Origin of the sequence: Serratia sp. CY56464 (assembly GCF_052168435.1) — a bacterium.
Lineage (GTDB): Bacteria > Pseudomonadota > Gammaproteobacteria > Enterobacterales > Enterobacteriaceae > Serratia > Serratia marcescens.
On record NZ_JBJNMV010000003.1, the window covers coordinates 35,193 to 56,751 of the forward strand.

18 protein-coding genes are annotated in these 21,559 nt (G+C 61.2%); 10 read left to right on the forward strand and 8 right to left on the reverse strand.

Annotated features, from left to right (window positions below; genetic code table 11):
• The first annotated feature begins 25 nt into the window (after nt 1–25).
• Nucleotides 26–1,672 (forward strand): glucose-6-phosphate isomerase, encoded by a 1,647-nt coding sequence (pgi, locus tag ACJ8KE_RS16345; protein ID WP_033639258.1) that lies wholly within the window; start codon nt 26–28, stop codon nt 1,670–1,672.
• A gap of 61 nt (nt 1,673–1,733) precedes the next feature.
• Here the strand turns inward: pgi and ACJ8KE_RS16350 are convergent, their stop codons facing one another.
• Nucleotides 1,734–3,167, reverse strand: a complete 1,434-nt coding sequence (locus ACJ8KE_RS16350) for a capsule assembly Wzi family protein (RefSeq protein ID WP_016930288.1) — start codon at nt 3,165–3,167, stop codon at nt 1,734–1,736.
• 225 nt (nt 3,168–3,392) lie between these two features.
• Here ACJ8KE_RS16350 and psiE point away from each other — a divergent pair, with 225 nt between their 5' ends.
• On the forward strand, nt 3,393–3,800 hold the full coding sequence (psiE, locus tag ACJ8KE_RS16355; protein WP_015379238.1) for a phosphate-starvation-inducible protein PsiE: 408 nt from the start codon (nt 3,393–3,395) through the stop codon (nt 3,798–3,800).
• Nucleotides 3,801–4,008: 208 nt separating this feature from the next.
• Here psiE and malG read toward each other — a convergent pair whose 3' ends face one another.
• From malG to malE, 3 genes are read right to left on the reverse strand one after another with little or no spacing between them, the layout of a single operon-like run.
• A complete protein-coding gene (malG, locus tag ACJ8KE_RS16360; RefSeq protein WP_004936696.1) occupies nt 4,009–4,899 on the reverse strand; it encodes a maltose ABC transporter permease MalG in 891 nt (296 codons plus the stop codon).
• An 11-nt stretch (nt 4,900–4,910) separates the two neighbouring features.
• Nucleotides 4,911–6,488, reverse strand: a complete 1,578-nt coding sequence (gene malF, locus ACJ8KE_RS16365) for a maltose ABC transporter permease MalF (RefSeq protein ID WP_016930287.1) — start codon at nt 6,486–6,488, stop codon at nt 4,911–4,913.
• A gap of 57 nt (nt 6,489–6,545) precedes the next feature.
• A complete protein-coding gene (malE, locus tag ACJ8KE_RS16370) occupies nt 6,546–7,739 on the reverse strand; it encodes a maltose/maltodextrin ABC transporter substrate-binding protein MalE (RefSeq protein ID WP_016930286.1) in 1,194 nt (397 codons plus the stop codon).
• Nucleotides 7,740–8,097: 358 nt separating this feature from the next.
• Between malE and ACJ8KE_RS16375 the strand changes: the two genes are divergently transcribed.
• The 4 genes from ACJ8KE_RS16375 (at nt 8,098) to malM (ending at nt 12,496) form a co-directional block, all read left to right on the forward strand.
• A complete protein-coding gene (locus tag ACJ8KE_RS16375) occupies nt 8,098–9,069 on the forward strand; it encodes an alpha-amylase family glycosyl hydrolase (RefSeq protein WP_442517315.1) in 972 nt (323 codons plus the stop codon).
• Nucleotides 9,062–10,171, forward strand: a complete 1,110-nt coding sequence (gene malK, locus ACJ8KE_RS16380; RefSeq protein WP_016930284.1) for a maltose/maltodextrin ABC transporter ATP-binding protein MalK — start codon at nt 9,062–9,064, stop codon at nt 10,169–10,171. Before ACJ8KE_RS16375 ends, malK begins: the two co-directional genes overlap by 8 nt.
• Nucleotides 10,172–10,203: 32 nt before the next feature.
• Nucleotides 10,204–11,493 (forward strand): maltoporin, encoded by a 1,290-nt coding sequence (locus ACJ8KE_RS16385; RefSeq protein ID WP_028127550.1) that lies wholly within the window; start codon nt 10,204–10,206, stop codon nt 11,491–11,493.
• A 97-nt stretch (nt 11,494–11,590) separates the two neighbouring features.
• On the forward strand, nt 11,591–12,496 hold the full coding sequence (gene malM, locus ACJ8KE_RS16390; protein WP_079450119.1) for a maltose operon protein MalM: 906 nt from the start codon (nt 11,591–11,593) through the stop codon (nt 12,494–12,496).
• Nucleotides 12,497–12,551: 55 nt separating this feature from the next.
• Here malM and ACJ8KE_RS16395 read toward each other — a convergent pair whose 3' ends face one another.
• The 3 genes from ACJ8KE_RS16395 to ACJ8KE_RS16405 are packed head-to-tail and all read right to left on the reverse strand — an operon-like array spanning nt 12,552 to nt 15,966.
• A complete protein-coding gene (locus ACJ8KE_RS16395) occupies nt 12,552–13,535 on the reverse strand; it encodes a nucleoside hydrolase (RefSeq protein WP_110147463.1) in 984 nt (327 codons plus the stop codon).
• A gap of 22 nt (nt 13,536–13,557) precedes the next feature.
• Nucleotides 13,558–14,559 carry a LacI family DNA-binding transcriptional regulator gene (locus ACJ8KE_RS16400; protein ID WP_033639262.1) on the reverse strand — a complete coding sequence of 334 codons (1,002 nt, stop codon included), beginning with the start codon at nt 14,557–14,559 and terminating at the stop codon, nt 13,558–13,560.
• A 24-nt stretch (nt 14,560–14,583) separates the two neighbouring features.
• Nucleotides 14,584–15,966: an MFS transporter gene (locus ACJ8KE_RS16405; protein ID WP_016930279.1), complete on the reverse strand. Its 1,383-nt coding sequence runs from the start codon at nt 15,964–15,966 to the stop codon at nt 14,584–14,586.
• Between the two features lie 392 nt (nt 15,967–16,358).
• Here ACJ8KE_RS16405 and ubiC point away from each other — a divergent pair, with 392 nt between their 5' ends.
• Both ubiC and ubiA read left to right on the forward strand, forming a co-directional pair.
• Nucleotides 16,359–16,874, forward strand: a complete 516-nt coding sequence (ubiC, locus tag ACJ8KE_RS16410; RefSeq protein ID WP_015379228.1) for a chorismate lyase — start codon at nt 16,359–16,361, stop codon at nt 16,872–16,874.
• A gap of 17 nt (nt 16,875–16,891) precedes the next feature.
• Entirely contained in the window at nt 16,892–17,764 is an 873-nt protein-coding gene (gene ubiA / locus ACJ8KE_RS16415) for a 4-hydroxybenzoate octaprenyltransferase (protein ID WP_028127548.1), read from the forward strand.
• A gap of 66 nt (nt 17,765–17,830) precedes the next feature.
• Here ubiA and plsB read toward each other — a convergent pair whose 3' ends face one another.
• The gene (plsB, locus tag ACJ8KE_RS16420) at nt 17,831–20,296 is read right to left on the reverse strand and encodes a glycerol-3-phosphate 1-O-acyltransferase PlsB (protein WP_028127547.1); all 2,466 of its coding nucleotides are present in this window, start codon (nt 20,294–20,296) and stop codon (nt 17,831–17,833) included.
• A gap of 148 nt (nt 20,297–20,444) precedes the next feature.
• Here plsB and ACJ8KE_RS16425 point away from each other — a divergent pair, with 148 nt between their 5' ends.
• Nucleotides 20,445–20,813: a diacylglycerol kinase gene (locus ACJ8KE_RS16425; protein ID WP_016930276.1), complete on the forward strand. Its 369-nt coding sequence runs from the start codon at nt 20,445–20,447 to the stop codon at nt 20,811–20,813.
• Between the two features lie 102 nt (nt 20,814–20,915).
• The gene (gene lexA / locus ACJ8KE_RS16430; RefSeq protein ID WP_004936736.1) at nt 20,916–21,524 is read left to right on the forward strand and encodes a transcriptional repressor LexA; all 609 of its coding nucleotides are present in this window, start codon (nt 20,916–20,918) and stop codon (nt 21,522–21,524) included.
• Nucleotides 21,525–21,559 lie beyond the last annotated feature (35 nt).

Consider the following 21,559-nt stretch of genomic DNA (forward strand, 5'->3'; position numbering starts at 1 on the left):
TATTCTCAAGCCTAAGAGTGTTGCTATGAAAAATATCAATCCTAGTCAAACCGCTGCTTGGCAAGCCCTGCAGCAACATTATGCACAGATGAAAGACGTACGGATCGCCGACCTGTTCGCCCAGGACAGCGATCGTTTCTCCAGGTTCTCCGCGACCTTCAACGACCAAATGTTGGTGGACTATTCCAAGAACCGCATCACGCAGGAAACCCTGGAGAAGCTGCAGGCGCTGGCGAAAGAAACCGATCTGCAAGGCGCCATCAAATCGATGTTCGCCGGTGAGAAAATCAACCGCACCGAAGATCGCGCGGTGCTGCATATTGCCCTGCGCAACCGCAGCAACAGCCCGATCCTGGTCGACGGCAAAGACGTGATGCCGGAAGTGAACGCGGTATTGGCCAAGATCAAACAGTTCTGCGCGCGCGTCATCGGCGGCGAGTGGAAAGGCTACACCGGCAAGCCGATCACCGACGTGGTGAACATCGGCATCGGCGGTTCGGATCTCGGCCCTTACATGGTGACCGAAGCGCTGCGCCCTTATAAAAACCACCTGAACATGCACTTCGTCTCCAACGTCGACGGCACCCACATCGCCGAAACGCTGCAGCCGCTGAATCCGGAAACCACGCTGTTCCTGGTGGCCTCCAAAACCTTCACCACTCAGGAAACCATGACCAACGCCCACAGCGCGCGCGACTGGTTCCTGAGCAGCGCCGCCGATCAACAGCACGTGGCCAAGCACTTCGCCGCGCTGTCCACCAACGGCAAAGCGGTGGCCGAGTTCGGCATCGATACCGACAACATGTTCGAATTCTGGGACTGGGTCGGTGGCCGCTACTCCCTGTGGTCGGCGATCGGTTTGTCGATTGCGCTGTCCATCGGTTATGACAACTTCGAGCAGCTGCTGAGCGGCGCGCACGCCATGGACAAGCACTTCGCCGAAACGCCGGCGGAGAAAAACCTGCCGGTGTTGCTGGCGCTGATCGGTATTTGGTACAACAACTTCTTTGGCGCCGAAACCGAAGCCATTCTGCCGTACGATCAGTACATGCACCGTTTTGCCGCTTACTTCCAGCAGGGCAACATGGAATCCAACGGCAAGTACGTCGATCGCAACGGCAACCCGGTGGATTACCAGACCGGTCCCATCATTTGGGGCGAGCCGGGCACCAACGGCCAGCATGCGTTCTATCAGTTGATCCACCAGGGCACCAAGCTGGTGCCGTGCGATTTCATCGCGCCGGCCATCAGCCATAACCCGCTGGGCGATCATCACGCCAAACTGCTGTCCAACTTCTTCGCTCAGACCGAAGCGCTGGCGTTCGGCAAGTCGCTGGAAGTGGTGGAAGCCGAGTTCGCGGCGCAGGGCAAAACTCCTGAGCAGGTCAAGCACGTGGCGCCGTTCAAGGTGTTTGAAGGCAACCGGCCGACCAACTCGATCCTGCTGCGCGAAATCACCCCGTTCAGCCTGGGCAGCCTGATCGCGCTGTATGAGCACAAGATCTTCACCCAGGGCGCGATCCTGAACATCTTCACCTTCGATCAGTGGGGCGTGGAGCTGGGCAAACAGCTGGCTAACCGCATCCTGCCGGAGCTGGCGGGCAGCGAGAAAATCAGCAGCCACGACAGCTCGACCAATGCGCTGATCAACCGCTTCAAGGAATGGCGCTAAGCGCCTGAGCTGAAGCCAATAAAAAACCCGCCGCGGCGGGTTTTTTTACGTCTGCAAAAAATTACAGGTTGATCGGCACTTCGAAGCTGATGCCTGCACCCACGTCATCGGCGGTGCTGTGATCGCTGTCGGTGTACCACAGGCTGGTATCGAACTTAACCTGAGAATCGAAGCTGTAACCCCAGCCGAGCTGAATGCCTTTCAGCGTATCGGAACGCGGGAACGCCCGGTTGATGGTTTGGTTGTTCGGGTTCACCTTGGCGTACACCAGACGGGTGCTCCAACGTTGGCCATCGTCCAGCACCATTTCCACGCGCCCGGACAGCATCTGGCCGTCGCCGCCCATCGCGTGGCCCAGCGGATAACCTTGCTGGTAGTAACCGCCCCGATAGATGTAGTGGTTGTACATCACGTTGTTGGCGTTGCCGTTAGAGCGGGTATCAGAACCTTCGATATGCCAGTTGATCGTGGTCGGGCCCCATTCCGGATGGCCTTCAAGCCCCAGCATGTAAGCGTTATGCGAAGGCAACATGCCTGCTTCATCTTCACCGGTGATCTGGCCATAAAAGCTGACCGGCATGCCGATGAGCGGCTGCAGCTTGAGTTTGAAGTCAAAACCGCCCAACTGGTTGCCCGGATCGTTTTTCGGATCGCCGGTGTTATCGTTGCCGGTTACGCCATCCCAGAAGGAACTCCAGGAGTGCGGACGGCCATCACCACCCCACATCATGACGCGTGAAGCGCCCAGCTCCAGAAAGTCGGTCGGCATCATGGTCAGGCGGCCACCGATCAGCTTGGTGTCCGGTACGGCTGCGTATTGCGACAGCTGGCCGGCGGACAGCTGGTATTGCCAGCGGCCGATCCACGACAGCCACGGGGTTTCAAACGGCGATTGGTCGGCGCGCTGCAGCATAAAGCCGGCCACCGGGCGCGCGGCGTCGGAGCGGATCAGACTGCCGTCGTAACCCGGGCCCCACCACTGGGAAACCTCGCCGAAGGAGAGCCATTGGTTCCAGATTTTCACTGCGCCGTAGGAGCCGTTCATGTTGAATTTGGAACCGTCGCTGACGCGCTGATCGCCTTCCACCGAGCCCTGCAGACGCACGTCCCAGAACTCGCCGTTGGCGCCGGCGCCGATGGTCAGGCGATCGTCGGCGTACTCGTTTTGGCCGAAGCCCTGCGGGGTGCCGGGTTTATCGGTCGACGCGTAACCGCTGACGCGGATGTTGGCTTTCAGAGCATCGACACGGCGCTGCACGCGGTCGATGACGTTTTTCTCGGTGTTGGTCACCGGCTTGGCCTGCGCGATAACGGAACTGATCTCTTCCTGACTCAGCGGCCAGGTGGACAGGCTGACGTTGATGACGCCGCGGTCAGACAACCAGGCGAGATCGTTACGCAGATCGTTGTCAGGGGCTACCAGGCCGGCGGCGTGGCCGGACAATGCACAGGTAAACAGGCCCGCAGCGACCAGTCCGTTAAGTTTAGCGCGCATAAAGAATTCCCTTGTTAATTCGAGGTTATTGGTTTTATGTAAAGATCTCTGTGACCCATGATAGTTGACATTTCGATTTGCTACAAATCTATAAGGCAGAAACATCTTATTATAACGTGATGAATTAAATGGGGTTTAAAGTGCTTTCACCTGGGACGGAATTTTTAGGACAATGCCTATATTGGCAGGGTTGAATCATATAAGCGGTATTCAGAGAGAGGTTTTATGGCAAAAACGTCGCGTTCGATCATGATAGCGAAGGGGCTGCAGCGAGTGCTGAACGTGGGCTTGTTGCTGCTGGCGGCAATTCTGGTGGTGTTTCTGGTCAAGGAAACCATCCATCTGGCGAAGGTGTTATTTATCAACAGCGAAGAGTCGTCTTCTTACCTGTTGATTGAAGGCATCGTGATTTATTTCTTGTACTTTGAATTTATCGCCTTGATCGTCAAGTATTTTGAGTCGGGTTATCATTTCCCGCTGCGCTATTTTATTTACATTGGCATTACCGCGATTATTCGTTTGATTATCGTGGACCACAAAAACCCCATCGATACCCTGATCTACGCCGCGGCGATATTGGTGCTGGTGGTGACGCTCTATCTGGCCAATACCGATCGGCTGAAACGGGAGTAGCGATAAAAATGGCGGCCAAAGGCCGCCAAAGACACAGGATATAATTACCCGTCGTCTTTCAAGCGACAGCGTTGTTGACTGCACTCGCTAACCCCAGTTACTTACTGAAGTAAGCGCCTGGGCTTAGCGAGCTGGTCGCCTCGCTGTAACTTGAAATCCATAGGGTAAAAGATAAGGAAAAACATCAAATGCACTGCAGTGGCACAAATTACCCCTTCACGCCGCCGGCCGTCAGGCCGCCCACCAGCCAGCGCTGCGCCAGCAGGAACACGGCGGTAATCGGTATCGCCGACAGCACCGCGGCGGCGGCGAAGTCGCCCCACAGGTAGTTCTGCGGGTTGAGATATTGCTGCATCCCCACCGCCAGCGTGTAGCTGTTCACATCGCGCAGCAGCAGCGACGCCACCGGCACTTCGGTGATGGCGGCGATAAATGACAGAATGAATACCACCGCCAGAATCGGCACCGACAGCGGCAACAGCACCAGACGGAATGCCTGCCACGGCGTGGCGCCATCCAGCGCCGCCGCTTCTTCCAGCGAATTGTCGATAGTTTCGAAATAGCCCTTGATGGTCCAGACGTGCAGCGCGATGCCGCCCATGTAGGCGAAAATCACGCCGCCGTGGGTGTTCAGGCCGATAAACGGAATGTACTGGCCCAGGCGATCGAACAGGGCGTACAGCGCCACCAGCGACAGCACCGCCGGGAACATCTGGAAGATCAGCATGCTTTTCAGCAACGTGCTCTTGCCGCGAAAACGCATGCGTGCGAAGGCGTAGGCGCAGGTGGTGGACAGCGTCACGATGCCGATGGCGGTGATCGCCGCGATCTTGATGGAGTTCCACAGCCACAGCAGCACCGGGAACGGCGGCGGCGTCACGCTGCCGTCGGCGTGGGTGACGCTGAAGCCAAGCGCCAGCCGCCAGTGATCCCAAGAGAGGGTTTCCGGTATCAGGCTGCCGGTGGCGAAGTTGCCGGAGCGCAGCGAGATGGCGACCACCATCAGCAGCGGAAACATGATCAGGGCGATAAAGCACAGCATCAAGATATGGGTGATCCACAGGCGCAGGCGCTGGGATTTGGGTTGAACCATGGCCATCGTTATTCTCCCTAATCAAAGTTCATCTTGCTGGCTTTCAAATTCAGGATCGCCAGCGCGCCCACCAGCAGGAAGATCAGCGTGGCGATGGCGGCCGCCAGGCCGAAGTCTTGTCCGCCGCCGCCTTCGAAGGCGATGCGGTAGGTGTAGCTGACCAGCAGATCGGTATAGCCGGCCGGCGTAGTGGTGCCGATCATGTCCGGGCCGCCGTTGGTCAGCAGCTGGATCAGCACGAAGTTGTTAAAATTGAAGGCGAAGCTGGCGATCATCAGCGGCGTCAGCGGCTTGATCAGCAGCGGTAAGGTGATGCGGAAGAAGTTTTGCCACGGGTTGGCGCCGTCCATCGCCGAGGCCTCGTACAGATCGTCCGGGATCGCTTTCAGCAGCCCCATGCACAGGATCATCATGTACGGGTAGCCGAGCCAGGTGTTGACGATCAGGATCATGCTCTTGGCGGTGAGCGGATCGCTGAACCAGGCGGGTTTGATGCCGAACAGATGGCTGAGCATCATGTTGATTTCGCCGAAGCTCTGGTTGAACAACCCTTTGAAGATCAGGATCGAGATGAACGACGGCACCGCATAGGGCAGGATCAGCAGCACGCGGTAGATCGCCTTGCCTTTCAGCGCCTCCCACTGCACCACGCAGGCCAGCACCATGCCGACCGCCACGGTGAGGATCACCGTCATCACCGAGAACACGATGGTCCAGATGAAGATCGATACGAACGGTTTCTTGATGCCCTCGTCCTGCAGCACCCGCAGGAAGTTTTTCCAGCCGGTGGTGACGGTATAGCCCGGGCTCAGGGTTTCCTGCGCCCAGCCGCCGTCGGCGTTGATCGCCTGATAGAAGCCGATGTCGCCGTTCGGCCGGTAGCGCACCTGGGTCTGGTTATTGGTCAGCGTACTGCCGTCTTTGTCCAGCGCATACAGCGGACGGGTGCCGGAGAACTGGCGCAGTGAACTCATGCGCAATTCACCGCCGTCGGGCAGTTGCGCCACCAGCTGGCTCAGCGCCTGCCGGTTCTGGGTGATCACCCGCAGCGTGGCGCGCTCGCCCTGCGGCGCGGCGCTCTGTGTGGTCAATGTCAGGGTTTGTGGCGCCGCGGCGTCGAGGCGGAAAGGCTCGGAGAGCAGCGGCTGTTCACTGTCCGGTGGCGTCAGCTGCAGGCGCCACTGCTGATTTTCCGCCGGGTAGAGGCCGAAGGTGAAGGTTTTGCCACTCTGGAACTGGCGTTGCATCAGCACCGATTGCGCGCGCTCAAAGGTCAGCTGGTTGGTGCTGCTGTAGTTGGTAAAGGCGATGGCGATGGTGCAGATCAGCGGGAACAGGACGAACAGCCCCATGCCGGCGATGCCGGGATACACATAGCGCCAGGCGTAGGCGCGGCGGTTGGCGAAGACGTAAAGCCCGGCGCTGACCAGGATCAGCGTCAGGATGGCGAACAGGTATTCACCCTGTGCATACATCAACACAATCAGGTAGCAGGTCACCAGGCTGAACAGGCCGACCACCAGCCATTTCAGCGCGTCGCTTTGCCACCACTTCGATTTTTTACGCGCGGGCGTCCCGGCGTGAGCGAATTGCATAGGGCGTTCCTTTCTGTGAAGCAACGGCGGAGCGCCACGGCGCCCCGCACGACGTCGTTACTTGGTGATACGGGTCTGTACGTCGTCCAGCGCGGCTTTCACCGTCTGACGGCCGCTGACGGCATTGATCACCGCGCTGCGTTCGGCGTACCAGAAGGCGCTCATCTGCGGGATGTTCGGCATGATTTCCCCGTTTTGCGAGTTCTGCATGGTGGCGGCGATCTTCGGATCTTTGGCCAGCGCTTCCTGATAGGACTTCAGCGCCACCGCGCCCAGCGGTTTGTCTTTGTTGACGTCCGCCAGCCCTTCGTTGGTCAGCAGGTAGTTCTCGAGGAACTCGGTCGCCAGCTCTTTATTCGGGCTGGCGGCGTTGATGCCGGCGGTCAGCACGCCGACGAACGGTTTGGACGGCTTGCCTTTGAAGGTCGGCAGCAGCGTCACGCCGTAGTTGATTTTGCTCTGCTCGATGTTGTTCCAGGCCCACGGCCCGTTGATGGTCATCGCGGTCTGGCCTTTGTTGAACGCGGCTTCGGCGATCGAGTAGTCGGTATCGGCGTTGATGTGTTTGTTTTTCACCAGATCGACGATGAACTGCAGGCCGGCCTGCGAACCGGCGTTGGCGACGCCGACATCCTTGATGTTGTATTTGCCGTTTTCATACTTGAAGGCATAACCGCCGTCGGCGGCGATGATAGGCCAGGTGAAGTAGGGTTCCTGCAGGTTCCACATGATGGCGCTCTTGCCGCCGGCGCGCAGCTGTTTGTCCAGCGCCGGGATCTCTTCCCAGGTCTTCGGCGGCTGTTTGACCAGGTCCTTGTTGTAAATCAGCGACAGCGCTTCGACGGCGATCGGATAGCCGATCAGCTTGCCGTCATAACGCACGGCGTCCCAGGTGAACGGGAACAGCTTGTCCTGGAAGGCTTTGGACGGGTGGATTTCGGCCAGCAGGCCGGACTGCGCATAGCCGCCGAAGCGGTCGTGGGCCCAGAAAATGATGTCAGGACCGTCGCCGGTGGCGGCCACCTGAGGGTATTTTTCTTCCAGCTTGTCCGGGTGCTCGACGGTGACCTTGATGCCGGTGTCTTTTTCGAATTTCTTGCCGACTTCCGCCAGGCCGTTATAGCCCTTGTCGCCGTTGATCCAGATAACCAGTTTGCCTTCCTCAATCTTGGCGAAGGCGGAAGAAGAGAGCACCAGGGTGGCCAGTGCCGAGAGCGCCAGCGTGCGGGCGAGGGTAATGCTGCGAGTCATAATCCAGTCCTTCTTTTTGTGGGCACATAAATCAAGGAGAGACGTTTCGCGGTAATAGTGGGTCACAACGCGACATATTCTCATCCTCCCCCCCTCTACGCCCCTGAGATGAGGAGTGTGATCCAGTTAACGTTGTGCTCTATTCTGTGGCGTCAGGCACAAAATAGGGGGGCGATTTTTGCCAGCCGGATCACAGATTTGCCTCAAGCGCGGAACTTCTCATCGCCGCGGTCGTTCTCTCATCCTCCCGCCTCCTCCCCCATGAAAAATCCTGTTACGGATGATTACCCTTTCCGGCGACTCCCGCACTATCGGCCCATCGATTTTTAACGCCACGCGCTGCAGGGATACCGGATTTATGACGTCAATGCCTATCGCCACTCAGCCCACCCTGTACCGGATCCATCCGGCCAGTTTCCGTGACGGAAACGGGGACGGCGTGGGCGACGCGCACGGCATGCTGGCGGCGCTGCCATACCTGAAAGCGCTGTCGATCGACGGCCTGTTGCTGCCGCAGACGTTGGCGCCGGAGGCCGAGGCGACGGTGACGGGCGAAGGGCTGACGCTGTGGTACGGCGATGACGCCAACCGCGTTCGCAATGCCGTCGCACCGCAGCGGTTCGCCCACGGCGCGCTGGCGCTCGACGTGATGCCGTTCAGCGCGGAAAAGCTGGTGGCGGTGCTGCACGCTCGCCGCGCCACGTTGGCGGACAGCCTGTGGAGCACCGGGGACGCCGATCAGCCAAGAGTGGTCAGCCGCTGGGGACAGGGCGACCTGCGTTCCGCCGCCGCCTTTTTGACGCTGTTGGCGATGTTGCCGGCGCCGATCTGCCTGTATCAGGGCGAAGAGCTGGGGCTGCCGCATGCCGCCGGCCTGCAGGATCCGCGCGGCGCGCAAACGCCAATGCCGTGGCATGAAGCCCCCGAACAGGTCACCGCCGGGGAGATCAGCTGGTATCAGCAGGTGGCGATCGAACACCGCGCATTGGCCATCAGCCGCCAACAGCACGACAGCCACTCCACCTTACGTTACTGCCAGGCGCTGTTGGCCCTGCGCCGTTCGCCGCTCATCCAGCGCGGCGAGCTGAACGCGGTCAGCCAGCGGGACGGCGTGGTGCGCTTACTTATTACCCATCAGGATCAATGCCTTGAAGCGCTGATAAACCTGCAGCCTTATACTCAGGCGGCCGCGCCGTCTGAGGCGACCTTGCCGTTGGTATGGCAGCACGGCGCGCAGCAAGAGGGTCATCAATGGGTTTTGGCGGGCTTTGCCTCCGCCATTTTCACACGACATGTTAACTGCGAAAGCAGGGGAGTAACGCATGGCTAGCGTGACACTGCGCAGCGTTTATAAGGCCTTCGGTGAGGCCGTGATTTCCAAAGACGTCAATCTGACTATCGAAGACGGCGAGTTTGTGGTGTTTGTCGGGCCGTCGGGCTGCGGCAAATCGACGCTGCTGCGCATGATCGCCGGGCTGGAGGACATCACCTCCGGCGACCTGCTGATCGGCGAGAAACGTATGAATGAGGTGCCGCCTTCCGAGCGCGGCATCGGCATGGTGTTCCAGTCCTACGCGCTGTATCCGCACCTGTCGGTGGCGGACAACATGTCGTTCGGCCTGAAGCTGGCCGGCGCCAAGAAAGCGGAAATCAATCAACGGGTGAACCAGGTCTCCGAGGTGCTGCAGCTGGCGCACCTGCTCGATCGGCGGCCGAAGGCGCTGTCCGGCGGGCAGCGTCAGCGTGTGGCGATCGGCCGCACGCTGGTGGCCGAGCCGGACGTATTCCTGCTCGACGAACCGCTGTCCAACCTCGATGCCGCGCTGCGGGTGCAGATGCGCATCGAGATCTCCCGTCTGCACAAGCGCCTGCAGCGCACCATGATTTACGTCACTCACGATCAGGTCGAAGCGATGACGCTGGCCGACAAGATCGTGGTGCTCGACGCCGGTCGCGTGGCGCAGGTCGGCAAGCCGCTGGAACTGTACCACTACCCGGCCAACCGCTTCGTCGCCGGGTTCATCGGCTCGCCGAAGATGAACTTCCTGCCGGTCAAGGTCACCGCGGCGGAGCCGCGACAGGTGCAGGTCGAACTGCCCAACCGCCAACTGGTCTGGCTGCCGGTGGAAGGCGCGGGCGTTCAGCCCGGCGCCAACCTGTCACTGGGCATTCGCCCCGAACATCTGCTGCCCGGCGAAGCCTCTGAAGTGCGGCTTACCGGCGACGTACAGGTGGTGGAGCAGCTCGGCAACGAGACGCAAATCCACATCCAAATCCCGGCCATCCGTCAAAACCTGGTGTACCGCCAGAACGACGTGGTGCTGGTAGAAGAAGGTGCCACATTCGCCATCGGCCTGCCGCCTCACCGCTGCCATCTGTTCCGTGAAGACGGTACGGCATGTAAACGGCTGCACCAGGAGCCGGGCGTTTAAAGCATCAAAGTCGGTATAACAGGAGAATAATGATGACTACTCTGCGCAAACTTCCTCTGGCACTGGCTGTCGCCGCCGGTGTTCTCTCTACTCAGGCGCTGGCCGTGGATTTCCACGGTTACGCCCGTTCCGGCATCGGCTGGACCGGCAGCGGCGGTGAGCAACAGTGCTTCAAGGCCACCGGCGCCGCGAGCAAATACCGTCTCGGCAACGAATGCGAAACCTACGCCGAACTGAAACTGGGGCAGGAAGTGTGGAAAGAAGGCGACAAGAGCTTCTATTTCGACACTAACCTGGCCTATTCGGTCTCGCAGCGTTCCGACTGGGAAGACGTGACGCCGGGCTTCCGCGAAGTGAACGTGCAGGGTAAAAACCTGATCGAGTGGCTGCCGGGCTCCACGCTGTGGGCCGGTAAGCGTTTCTATCAGCGTCATGACGTTCACATGATCGACTTCTACTACTGGGATATCTCCGGCCCGGGCGCCGGTCTGGAAAACATCGATCTGGGCTTCGGCAAGCTGTCCGCCGCCGTGACCCGCAACTCCGAATCCGGCGGTTCTTACGGCTATCTGGATAACGAATGGAAACAGCGTCCGACCGTCAACGACACTTTCGACCTGCGTCTGGCCGGCCTGGAGTTGAACCCGGGCGGCACCCTGGAGCTGGGCGTGGACTACGGCCGCGCCAATGCGCAGGATAACTACCGCCTGGCCGACGGCGCCAGCAAAGACGGCTGGATGTTCACCGCGGAACACACGCAGAGCATCCTGAACGGTTACAACAAGTTCGTGCTGCAGTACGCCACCGACTCGATGACCTCGCAGAACAACGGCCGCAACGAAGGCGCCACCATCGATAACAACGGCAAGATGATCCGCGTGCTGGATCACGGCGCCATCGATTTCAACGATCAATGGGCGCTGATGTATGTCGCCATGTTCCAGGACATCGACCGCGACAACAACAACGGCACCACCTGGTACACCGTGGGCGTGCGCCCGATGTACAAATGGACGCCGATCATGAGCACCTTGCTGGAAGCCGGCTATGACAACGTCAAGTCCCAACGCACCGGCGATCGCAACGGCCAGTATAAAGTGACCCTGGCGCAGCAATGGCAGGCGGGCAACAGCATCTGGTCGCGTCCGGCCATCCGCCTGTTCGCCACCTACGCCAAGTGGGATGAGAAGTGGGGCTACGCCACCGGCGATGACACCGGGTATAACGCCGGCACCGCTTACAACGACACCAGCATGCATACCTTCAGCCGCGGCAAGGATGACGAAGTCACCTTCGGCGCCCAGATGGAAATTTGGTGGTAACGACAGGACGGGGAGGGCCGCCGGCTCTCCCCCAACCGCATTCGCCGCGGCCCGATCTCTTGCCTGATCCGCCGCGGTGCTGAAAGAGGATATAACGATGAAAAAGAATCTGCTGTCACTCTGCCTGTCGCTGGCGCTGACCGTCGGCGTGCCTTTGGCGGCCAATGCCGATACGCCAGCCAACGTTTCCGTCGCGCCGGCCATCAGCGCCGCCACGCTGCAAAGCCTGCCGTGGCAGCCGCTGCAGCCGCCGGTGTCGCAAGAAGTGAAGCTCGACGCCGTCAGCCCGCAGCTCAATCAGGGCGAGATCCAGGGGGCGATCGCCGCCTATACCCTGCCGGCCGATCGCGGTTCGCTGGAAGTGACGCTGAGCAGCCTCGCCAAAAACAATTCGCTGTACGCGCCGAGCGTGCTGGTGCTGGATGAGCATTTGCGCCCGGCGGCATATTACCCGAGCAGCTATTTCCCGTATCAGCCGCCGGGGGCGATGTCCTCCGATCGTCTCGAAGGCACGCTGAAGCTGACGCCGGCGCTCGGTCAAAAACAGATTTACCTGCTGGTGTACACCACCCGTCAGGATTTGGCGAAAACCACGCAGCTGACTAACCCGGCCAAGGCCTACGCGCAGGGCGTGGGTAACGCGGTGCCGGATATCCCGGATCCGATCGCCGGCCACGCGACGACCGGCACGCTGAAGCTTAAGGTCACCGCGGAACAGGGCACCGGCAACGTGATGATCGGCATGCTGCAGCCTGCGCCGACCGTGGCACCGGTGGTGGTGGGATCAACCGCACCGGCCGCCGTGGCGGCGCCGGCACCGACCCCGGAGAAACCGGCGGAGCCGATGCTCAACGATACCGAAAGCTACTTCAATAACGGCATTAAGCAGGCGGTGAAGGCGGGCGATATCGACAAGGCGCTGAAGCTGATGAATGAGGCCGAGAAGTTGGGCTCGACCACTGCGCGTAAAACGTTTATCAGCAGCGTTAAAGGCAAGGGGTAACACCCGGCGCTGCCGATGCTGGCTCGATGATTGGTGCGCCTTGGCGCACCTTTTTTCATCCGCGCGCCAGCGTTGCGCCGATCAGCGTCAGCAGACGGGGGTTGTCCACCTGCTGCATGATGCGCACCGGCTTGCCCTGCGGCGGCGGCAGGCCGACCGTCAGGCGCAGGCTGTCCGGCCGCCAACGGCGTGAGCTGCCGCGCGTCAGCGCCCCTTCCAGCGCCACATCCACATGGAACATTTCGGTCGTGACCAACTGCGGTTCCAACAGCCAGGCGATCACCAGCGCATCATGGATCCAGCAGCCCGGCAGGCGCCGCGTATGGCGCGAATAGTCGATCCACGGCTGCGTGGTGGCGCGCAAATAGCGGCACAGCGGCGTATCCGGCTGGGTCAGTGCGGCCAGATCCGCCTGGGTCAGCATGGTCTGGGTGGTGACGTCCAGCGGGGCCAGCGTGATATTGGCGCCGCTGTTCAACACCAGCCGCGCCGCTTCCGGATCCAAACCAAAATTGGTGTCCTTGATGTATCCTTCGACGTTGAACACGCCGCCCATGATCACGATCTCTTTCACCGCCTGCGCCATCTGCGGGTAAAGCTGCATGGCGTGCGCAACGTTGGTCAGCGGGCCGATCGCCGCCAACGTGATCTCGCCGGGATGCCGGCAGATCAGTTCGCCGATGGCGATGGCGGCGTCCGGTGCGGGCGCGTTGGCCAGCGAGGGCGCGGGCAAGTCGCGCCACAGCGCTGCCAGCTTGGGATCGGCGATTGGGCGGTCCAGATGAGCGCGCCATGGCTCCGGCGGCTCGCTCAGGGCGCGCGCCGCGCCGAGGGCGACCGGCACCTGGTAGCCGCTTTGCGCCAGCAGATCGGTGGCGACGGCGAAGCCCACTTCGCGCGGGGTATTGCCGGCCACGATGCTGATCAGCTCCAGCTGCAGCTGCGGTTTGGCCGCCAGCGCCAGGGCCAGCGCCAGACCGTCGTCGACGTTGGCGCCGGGAACGCCGTTACCGGGATCGCAATCAATGATTAAACGCATAGTAAGGTGTCCTGAAAATCCGCTAACAGCCGCATGAATGGCGGATGCGCAGTTGAAAAGCGAATTCATGCAGCTCGGCGGGCGCGGCGCCGGCGGCCAGCATGGCGATGGCCCGCTTGGCCATGGCGTCGATCGGCTGCTCGACCGCGCTGAGCGGCGGCACGCTGAATTCGGATTGCTGCGTGCCGTTAAAACAGATCAGCGCCAGATCGTCCGGCGCGCGCAGCCCATGTTCCGCCAGCGCCGACAGGCAGCCGAGCGCCTGCTGCTCGTTGGAGGTGAAAACGGCGCGTGGGCGCGGGCCTTGCACCATGCGCTGGGTGGCCTGGTAGCCGCCCTGGCGGGTGTAGGGGACCTCGAAAATCCACTCGTCGCGCGGCGCGATGCCCGCCTCCAGCAGCGCATCGCGCCAGCCGTTCAGGCGATCCTGCGCGTTGAGCATGGTTAGCGGGCCGATAAAAATGCCGATGTCGCGATAGCCATGCTGCAGCAGATGGCGGGTCGCCTGGCAGGCGGCGTCGCGCTCGTCGACGCGGATGGCGCAGACCCCGGCCTGGCTGTCGATGGTATCTATCATCACGCAGGGCGTGCCGGAGGCGCGGATCAGCTCGAACCACGGATGGCGATCGACGCTGGTGTACAGCAGGCCGTCGACCTGGCGGCGCAGCAGGTTGTTGATCAGCTCATACTCGCGCTGCCGGTCGTCGCCGGCGTCGCCCAGCAGCAGCACGCGGCCGCGGCTGAAGGCCTCTTGCTGCAGCGCCCGCGCCAGCGTGGCGAAGAACGGATTGGAAATATCCGGCACCACCAGCCCATAGGTTTGCGTGCTGCCGGAGGCCAATGCCCGCGCGATGTCGTTCGGCCGGTAGCCGGTCTGCTCGATCGCCGCCAGCACGCGCAGCCGGGTGGCTTCCGCCACCGGGCGCGGGCCGTTGTTGATCACGTAGCTGACCACGGCGACGGAGGTGCCCGCTATGCGAGCCACGTCGGCGCGGGTAACGCGGCGCGCGGAGTGATTATCCAAATTGAGGTCCTGTTCGCCTTCCCGCTACGCGGCATCCTGCGGCAGGTTGAGATCGCGGCCGCGGGTTTCGGGAGCAAAGAAGGTGGTGATTAAGCCGATGGCCGCCATTACAACAAAATAGCAGGCGACAGGCCACCAGTGACCGAAACCGGACAGCAGCGCGGTGGCGATCAGCGGCGCGGTGCCGCCGGAGAGGATCGACCCAAGCTCCTTGGCGAATGCCATTTTGGAGTAGCGGTTCTTCACGCCGAACAGTTCGACGCCATAGGCCGCCTGTACGCCGAAGATCCCCAGCGATGCGATGCACATGCCGACCACGATCACCGAGATGACGATCGCCGGCTCACGGCTGTCGAGCAGCCAGAACGCCGGGAAAGCGTACAGCACCAGCAGCAGGCAGAACCACCGGTAGGTGATGCGGCGGCCGAAGCGATCGGAGAGCCAGCCGGCCAGCGGGATCACCAGAAAACCGCACAGTGAGGCGATCAGCACCGCCAGCGCCGGCACTGATTTATCGACCATCAGCACCTTGGCGACATAGCCGACGATAAAGCCCTGGCACAGGTAGGAGGGGCCGTTTTCGCCGATGCGCAGGCCGAGCATCACCCAGAACGCCTTGGTGCGTTGCAGGTAGCTGCGTGAGTCCGGCGCGGCCTGGGCGGCGTCCAGCATGCGCTGGTGGTTTTGCTGCAGCTCGCGTTCGAACACTGGCGTTTCCCGCACGTGGCGGCGCAGGTACAGCGCCGCGCCGGCGATCAGAATGCTGGCGAGGAACGGAATGCGCCAGCCCCAGCTCATCAGATCTTCCTTGTCGAGCTGTAGCACCAGCAGCCACACCAGCGACGCCAGCAGGGTGCCGCTGTTGGAGCCGATGGCGATGATCGACGCGACCAGCCCGCGCCGCTTGGCCGGCGCGTATTCCGCCAGCATCACCGCCCCGCCGGACAGCTCCGCACCGGCGCCGAACCCCTGCGCGAAGCGCAGGATCACCAGGCAGGCGGGCGCCCAGACGCCGATTTGCGCATAGGACGGGATCAGACCGATCAATGTGGTGGAGAGGCCCATCAGCGCCACGGTGGTGATCAGCACCACGCGGCGGCCTTTGCGGTCGCCGATCCAGCCGAACACCAGCGCGCCGATCGGCCGCGCGACGAAGCCGACGGAGTAAGTGGCGAAACTGGCCAGCAGCGCCACCAGCGGCGTGGCTTCGGGGAAGAACACGTCGCCGAACACCATGCCGGCCGCCAGGCCGTACAGCGCGAAGTCGACGTATTCCATGGCGGTGCCGAGCCAACAGGAGAAGGTGGCGCGCCAAAATTGGCTGCGCCCCTCTTTGGTTGCCAGGCGTTCATCGGCCGCCAGCGCGGCGTCGGCGGTCTGTGAAGGGGCAAGCGTTGTTTCGCTCATGGCAGTGCTATCCTCTTTTGTTCTGCGCCTGGAGGGGCGCGGTTAAAGATGGTTTCCCTGGTGCCGGCAACAAAGGTGTGCCGACAAATCATGTCGGACGCATGGCGATTCAACGCTGCCGTATCAGGGTATCTACGCGCGTAGATAACACAACGCGAGGAAGCTGAAACTTTGCGGGCGATCACAGAATCGTCAGTGCGCCGGGAAATGAAGATAGAGAATGCGGATGGCAAAAAGATGACAGAACCCCGGTTTTTCCGGCCGACAGACCTGCCGTTTTCGCCACGAATCAGCCTGCCGCTTTCGCATTTCTGCGCTACAATGGGGGCCTGTTAACAGTTTGTATCGTCTGGCGCGCCGTACCGGCTGCGGTTCAGGCGAGGAGTAAAGCAATGTCTGGCATCAGGGATTCCATCCTGCCGCCGCTGGAGTGGTTATCCGAACAGGATCCTCCGGCGCCCGCCGCCGTCAGCGACTGGCTGATGGAGTTAGGCTCCATGACCCGCCGATTTGAACGCCATTGCGCCCAGGTGCGCGTTGAACCGCAGCGCGAATGCTTCGTCACGCGCGAGGCGCTGGGCGACGAGGCGAACCACCTGCCCGACAGCCCGCGCTATTGGCTGCGCGAAGTGGTGCTGCTGGGCGACGGCCAGCCCTGGCTGCTGGGGCGCACGGTGATCCCGGAACATACGCTGACCGGCCCCGATCAGGCGCTGGTGGATCTGGGCACGCTGCCGCTGGGGCGCTATCTGTTCAGCAGCGGCGATCTGACTCGCGACTATATCCATATCGGCCGACAGGACGCGCTGTGGGCGCGTCGTTCACGGCTGCGGCTGGCGGGCAAACCGCTGCTGCTGACTGAACTGTTTTTACCGGCTTCACCGCTGTATTCAGCGGTTCCTGCATAAGAGAGGAGAACAAGACGTTGGAGGGAAGCGTGACTCAAAGTAAATGGCGGGCTTACAGCCATTTGATGCGCATTGATAAACCGATCGGCACGCTGTTACTGTTGTGGCCGACGCTGTGGGCGCTGTGGCTGGCCGGGAAAGGCGTGCCGCCGCTGTCGATTCTGGTGGTGTTCGTGCTCGGCGTGTTCCTGATGCGCGCCGCCGGCTGCGTGGTGAATGACTACGCCGATCGCGCGGTGGACGGCTACGTAAAGCGCACCGCCGGGCGGCCGATGCCGAGCGGCCGGGTGAGCGCGAAAGAGGCCAAAGTGCTGTTCGTGGTGCTGGTGCTGATTTCGTTCTGCCTGGTGTTGACGCTGAATGCGATGACCATCTGGCTGTCACTGGCGGCGCTGGCGCTGGCCTGGGTGTATCCGTTTATGAAGCGGGTGACCAACCTGCCGCAGTTCGTACTGGGCGCCGCGTTCGGCTGGGGCATTCCGATGGGCTATGCGGCGGTCAGCGAATCGTTGCCGCTCAGCTGCTGGCTGTTGCTGCTGGCGAACATCTGCTGGACGGTAGCCTATGACACGCTGTATGCGATGGTCGATCGCGACGATGATCTGAAAATCGGCATCAAGTCCACCGCCATCCTGTTCGGGCGTTATGACAAGCTGATCGTCGGGCTGTTGCAGTTCGCGACGTTGTTGCTGCTGGCGTGGGTTGGTTATCTGGCGCAGCTCGGCGGCGCGTTTTACTGGTCGCTGTTGCTGGCGGGCGCGCTGTTCATTCACCAGCAGAAGCAGATCGCCGGGCGCGAGCGCGAAGCCTGCTTCAAGGCCTTCCTGCAGAACAACTATGTCGGGCTGGTGGTGTTTATCGGCATCGCGCTGAGCTATCTGCCGGCGTAACGGTTTCCTGCAGCAAGAAAAAAGGCACCCCAAGGGGTGCCTTTTGTGTTTTCGCGCCGGGCGAAATCACTCGTCTTTCTCTTCTTCCGCATCGGTTTGCGGCAGAGCGTTAGTCTCTTCCGGCATGTTGACGCTTTCGATGGTCAGCTTGATTTCCGGCGTGATCAGATCGCTCAGCATGCTGTACACCTCGAGGGTGTGTTCGCGGATCGCATCGCCGCTGTCGTTGATGTAGCCTTCTTCACGCAGCGTCGCCACCAGGGTGGAGAACACCGCCTTGTCGAAGAACTCCGGCGCGTTGATGCCGTGCAGCACCGACAGACGCTGCGCCATGATGCGGCTCTCTTTTTCCAGCGCGCCGCGGTTGATGCTCGGGTTGGCGCTGAGGATCGACATGGTGATGGCGTAGCGTTGCAGGGTTTCGCGCACCCCGGCGGCCAGCAGCTGCAGCGGGCGAATGCGCGCCGGGTTGAGCACCAGATCGTCGCCTTTGTCGCAGATCAACTGTTGACGGATCAGCTCGTCGATCATCGGCCGCAGCACGTCCGGCAGCTGTTCCTTGTCGTTATGCAGGAACAGCTCGGCTTTCAGCATCGGGTAGATCATGCCGATCTGGCGCAGCAGTTCGGCGCGCGATACCCGGCGGTGATGCATCACGATGCTGGCGATCAGCGACGGCAACACCAGCAGGTGGTGGATGTTGTTGCGGTAATAGGTCATCAGCACCGCCTGTTCGCGCGGCAGAATGATGATGTCGCCGATGTTGTCCTTTTCCACCTCGAACTTGTTCATGTTCAGCGCGTGATCCAGCAGCTCGTCCGGCGTTTGTGTCGGTACGGTGACGTCATGCGCGTAAGGCGCGTTGCGCATCAGCTGCAGGTAGCACTCGAGCTGTTCGACCAGCTGTTCGCGGGTCAGCGAACGCTGACGCGAGGCCAGCAGCGCGGTGGAACACAGGTTCATGGCGTTGGCCGCGGCGGCATTGTTGATGCGCACCATGATCTGGCCGGCCAGATCGTTGACCGTCGGCGTCAGCCAGCTTGGACGCTGAGCTTCGATCGGATCGATCGACTCGCGCCACTGCGGCACGTTCTGGTTGAGGTAAGCTGTCAACGGCAGCGGTTCGCCGAAGTTGACGTAACCCTGACCCAGGTTGCGCAGCTTGCGCAGGCCGCGCAGCATCTGCGGCAGGCTCTCTTTTTCCTTGGTGGCGCCGCGCAGCTCTTTGGCGTAGGTACCCACTTCCATCACGTGCTCGTAACCGATGTAAATCGGCACCAGCGTGATCGGACGGGTGCCGCCGCGCAGCATCGCCTGAATGGTCATCGACAGGGTGCCGGTCTTCGGCTCCAGCAGGCGCCCGGTGCGGGAACGGCCGCCTTCCACGAAGTATTCCACCGAGTAACCGCGGGTGAACAGCTCGCCGAGGTATTCGCGGAACACCGTCGAGTACAGCTTGTTGCCCTTGAAGGTGCGGCGGATGAAGAACGCGCCCAGGCGGCGGAAGATCGGGCCGGCCGGCCAGAAGTTGAGGTTGATGCCCGCAGCGATGTGCGGCGGCACCAGGCCCTGGTGATACAGCACGTAGGACAGCAGCAGATAGTCCATGTGGCTGCGGTGGCAGGGCACGTAGACGATCTCGTGGCCGTCCTGCGCCAGCTGGCGCACGCGCTCGGCGTTGGTGACGTTGATGCCCTGATACAACCGGTTCCAGGTCCAGCTCAGCACGCGGTCGGACAGACGCACGGTTTCGTAGGAGAAGTCGGCGGCGATCTCTTCCATCAGCGCGATGGCGTTCTGCTGGGCCTTCTCGTGCGAGATCTTCTTGCTGCGCGCTTCGTCCTCGACCGCTTTTTCGATCGCTTTGGACGCCAACAGCTTGTTGAACAGATCCTGACGGGCCGGCAGGCTTGGGCCCACCGCGGCCAGGCGCTGACGCGAGAAGTGCATGCGCGCCACGCGCGCCAGTTTCTGCGCGATGGTTTTATCCGTGCCGTGTTCGGTCGCCATACGGCGCAGCGACACGGTGTTGGAGAAACGCACGAAGCTGTCGCGGCCGAGCCACAGCACGGCGAAGAACTTCTGCACGCCGTTCAACAGACGCAGGTGCGGCGTGCCGTGGCCTTCGCGGCCCGGCGAGCGGCCGAACATGACCGAAACCGGCAGCATCTGAATGTCGAGATCCGGGTTGCTGCGATGCAGATCCAGATAGTCGTGGAACAGCTTTACCGACTCTTCTTTCGGGGTGTAGTAGCGGAACACGCGCGGGCCGTCGTGAATGAACACGTAGCTCGGCAGCACGGTGCCGTCGATCTCCAGCGAGTTGAGCGGATCGGGCAGATCCTGCGCCAGGCACTGGGTGCGCAGCGTCAGCAAATCCGCCTTGGAATTGTAAGGTAAAACATACAAAATCGGCCGTGAGGGATCCAACCCTAGCTCGGTAACCGGATCTGAAGGGATGACCTTACTTCTTACCAACAATTTAAGTGGTAAATTCAATATTTTATAATAAATTTTACGCCAACCTGACATAACAACGTGAAGCCTCTTGTTAGCAATGCGCCGCAAGCATACCAGAAACCGGGTAGCAGATCTGTGGTGTTCGAAAACCGAGAGCCGTCAGCGCCGACTGTTCTAGACTCTTTTTATTATGACCGACCTCTGAGAAAGGCACGAAAACATGGCAAACCAAGCAACCGGACTGACCCGCATCATCAAGGCCGCCGGCTATTCCTATAAAGGGCTATCCGCCGCCTGGCAGCACGAAGCGGCTTTCCGCCAGGAACTGGTGGTCACCCTTCTGGCTATCATACTGGCTGTCTGGCTGGATGTGGGTGCGATAGCGCGCATTTTATTGATCGGATCGGTAGCGCTGGTGATGATCGTCGAGATCCTGAACAGCGCGATCGAGGCGGTGGTGGATCGCATCGGCAGCGAACATCACGAGCTGTCCGGGCGGGCCAAGGACATGGGATCGGCGGCGGTGTCGCTGGCGATCGCGCTGGCGCTGTTCGTTTGGGGCACGGTCCTATGGCAGCATTTCGGCTGACGAAAAGCGCCTACTGACTGATTTTTATTTATTCTTCGGTTCCCAATCCGCGCTTACCTGTATATACTCACAGCAAGACTGTATAAACAAACAGGGGGCGGAATGAAAGCACTAACTACCAGACAGCAAGAGGTCTACGATCTGATTCGCGAGCACATTTCGCAAACGGGCATGCCGCCAACGCGTGCCGAGATCGCGATGCGTCTGGGGTTCCGTTCGCCTAACGCCGCCGAAGAACACCTGAAGGCGCTGGCACGCAAAGGCGTGATCGAAATCGTCTCCGGTGCCTCGCGCGGTATCCGTCTGCTGATGGAAGAAGAAGAAGGGCTGCCGCTGATTGGCCGCGTTGCCGCCGGCGAGCCGCTGCTGGCGCAGCAGCACATCGAAGGGCACTACCAGGTGGATCCTTCCCTGTTTAAACCGAGCGCCGATTTCCTGCTGCGGGTGAACGGCATGTCGATGCGCGACATCGGCATTCTGGACGGCGATCTGCTGGCGGTGCACAAAACGCAAGACGTGCGCAACGGCCAGGTCGTGGTCGCGCGCATCGAAGACGAAGTGACGGTCAAGCGCTTGAAAAAGCACGGCAACGTGGTTGAACTGCTGCCGGAGAACAACGAATTCCAACCGATAGTGGTCGATCTGCGTCAGCAGAATTTCACTATCGAAGGGCTGGCGGTCGGCGTGATCCGCAACGGCGACTGGATTTAATCGCCGGCCCATCACCGCCGCTCCCTGTATCAATC

Excerpts from the sequence above, each read along its gene's own strand:
- malE (WP_016930286.1), bottom strand. The coding sequence starts at position 7,739 with ATGACTCGCAGCATTACCCTCGCCCGCACGCTGGCGCTCTCGGCACTG.
- pgi (WP_033639258.1), top strand. The coding sequence starts at position 26 with ATGAAAAATATCAATCCTAGTCAAACCGCTGCTTGGCAAGCCCTGCAG.
- ACJ8KE_RS16385 (WP_028127550.1), top strand. The coding sequence starts at position 10,204 with ATGACTACTCTGCGCAAACTTCCTCTGGCACTGGCTGTCGCCGCCGGT.
- malG (WP_004936696.1), bottom strand. The coding sequence starts at position 4,899 with ATGGCCATGGTTCAACCCAAATCCCAGCGCCTGCGCCTGTGGATCACC.
- plsB (WP_028127547.1), bottom strand. The coding sequence starts at position 20,296 with ATGTCAGGTTGGCGTAAAATTTATTATAAAATATTGAATTTACCACTT.
- ACJ8KE_RS16350 (WP_016930288.1), bottom strand. The coding sequence starts at position 3,167 with ATGCGCGCTAAACTTAACGGACTGGTCGCTGCGGGCCTGTTTACCTGT.
- malF (WP_016930287.1), bottom strand. The coding sequence starts at position 6,488 with ATGCAATTCGCTCACGCCGGGACGCCCGCGCGTAAAAAATCGAAGTGG.
- ACJ8KE_RS16425 (WP_016930276.1), top strand. The coding sequence starts at position 20,445 with ATGGCAAACCAAGCAACCGGACTGACCCGCATCATCAAGGCCGCCGGC.
- ACJ8KE_RS16395 (WP_110147463.1), bottom strand. The coding sequence starts at position 13,535 with ATGCGTTTAATCATTGATTGCGATCCCGGTAACGGCGTTCCCGGCGCC.
- malK (WP_016930284.1), top strand. The coding sequence starts at position 9,062 with ATGGCTAGCGTGACACTGCGCAGCGTTTATAAGGCCTTCGGTGAGGCC.
- lexA (WP_004936736.1), top strand. The coding sequence starts at position 20,916 with ATGAAAGCACTAACTACCAGACAGCAAGAGGTCTACGATCTGATTCGC.
- malM (WP_079450119.1), top strand. The coding sequence starts at position 11,591 with ATGAAAAAGAATCTGCTGTCACTCTGCCTGTCGCTGGCGCTGACCGTC.
- psiE (WP_015379238.1), top strand. The coding sequence starts at position 3,393 with ATGGCAAAAACGTCGCGTTCGATCATGATAGCGAAGGGGCTGCAGCGA.
- ACJ8KE_RS16405 (WP_016930279.1), bottom strand. The coding sequence starts at position 15,966 with ATGAGCGAAACAACGCTTGCCCCTTCACAGACCGCCGACGCCGCGCTG.
- ubiC (WP_015379228.1), top strand. The coding sequence starts at position 16,359 with ATGTCTGGCATCAGGGATTCCATCCTGCCGCCGCTGGAGTGGTTATCC.
- ACJ8KE_RS16375 (WP_442517315.1), top strand. The coding sequence starts at position 8,098 with ATGACGTCAATGCCTATCGCCACTCAGCCCACCCTGTACCGGATCCAT.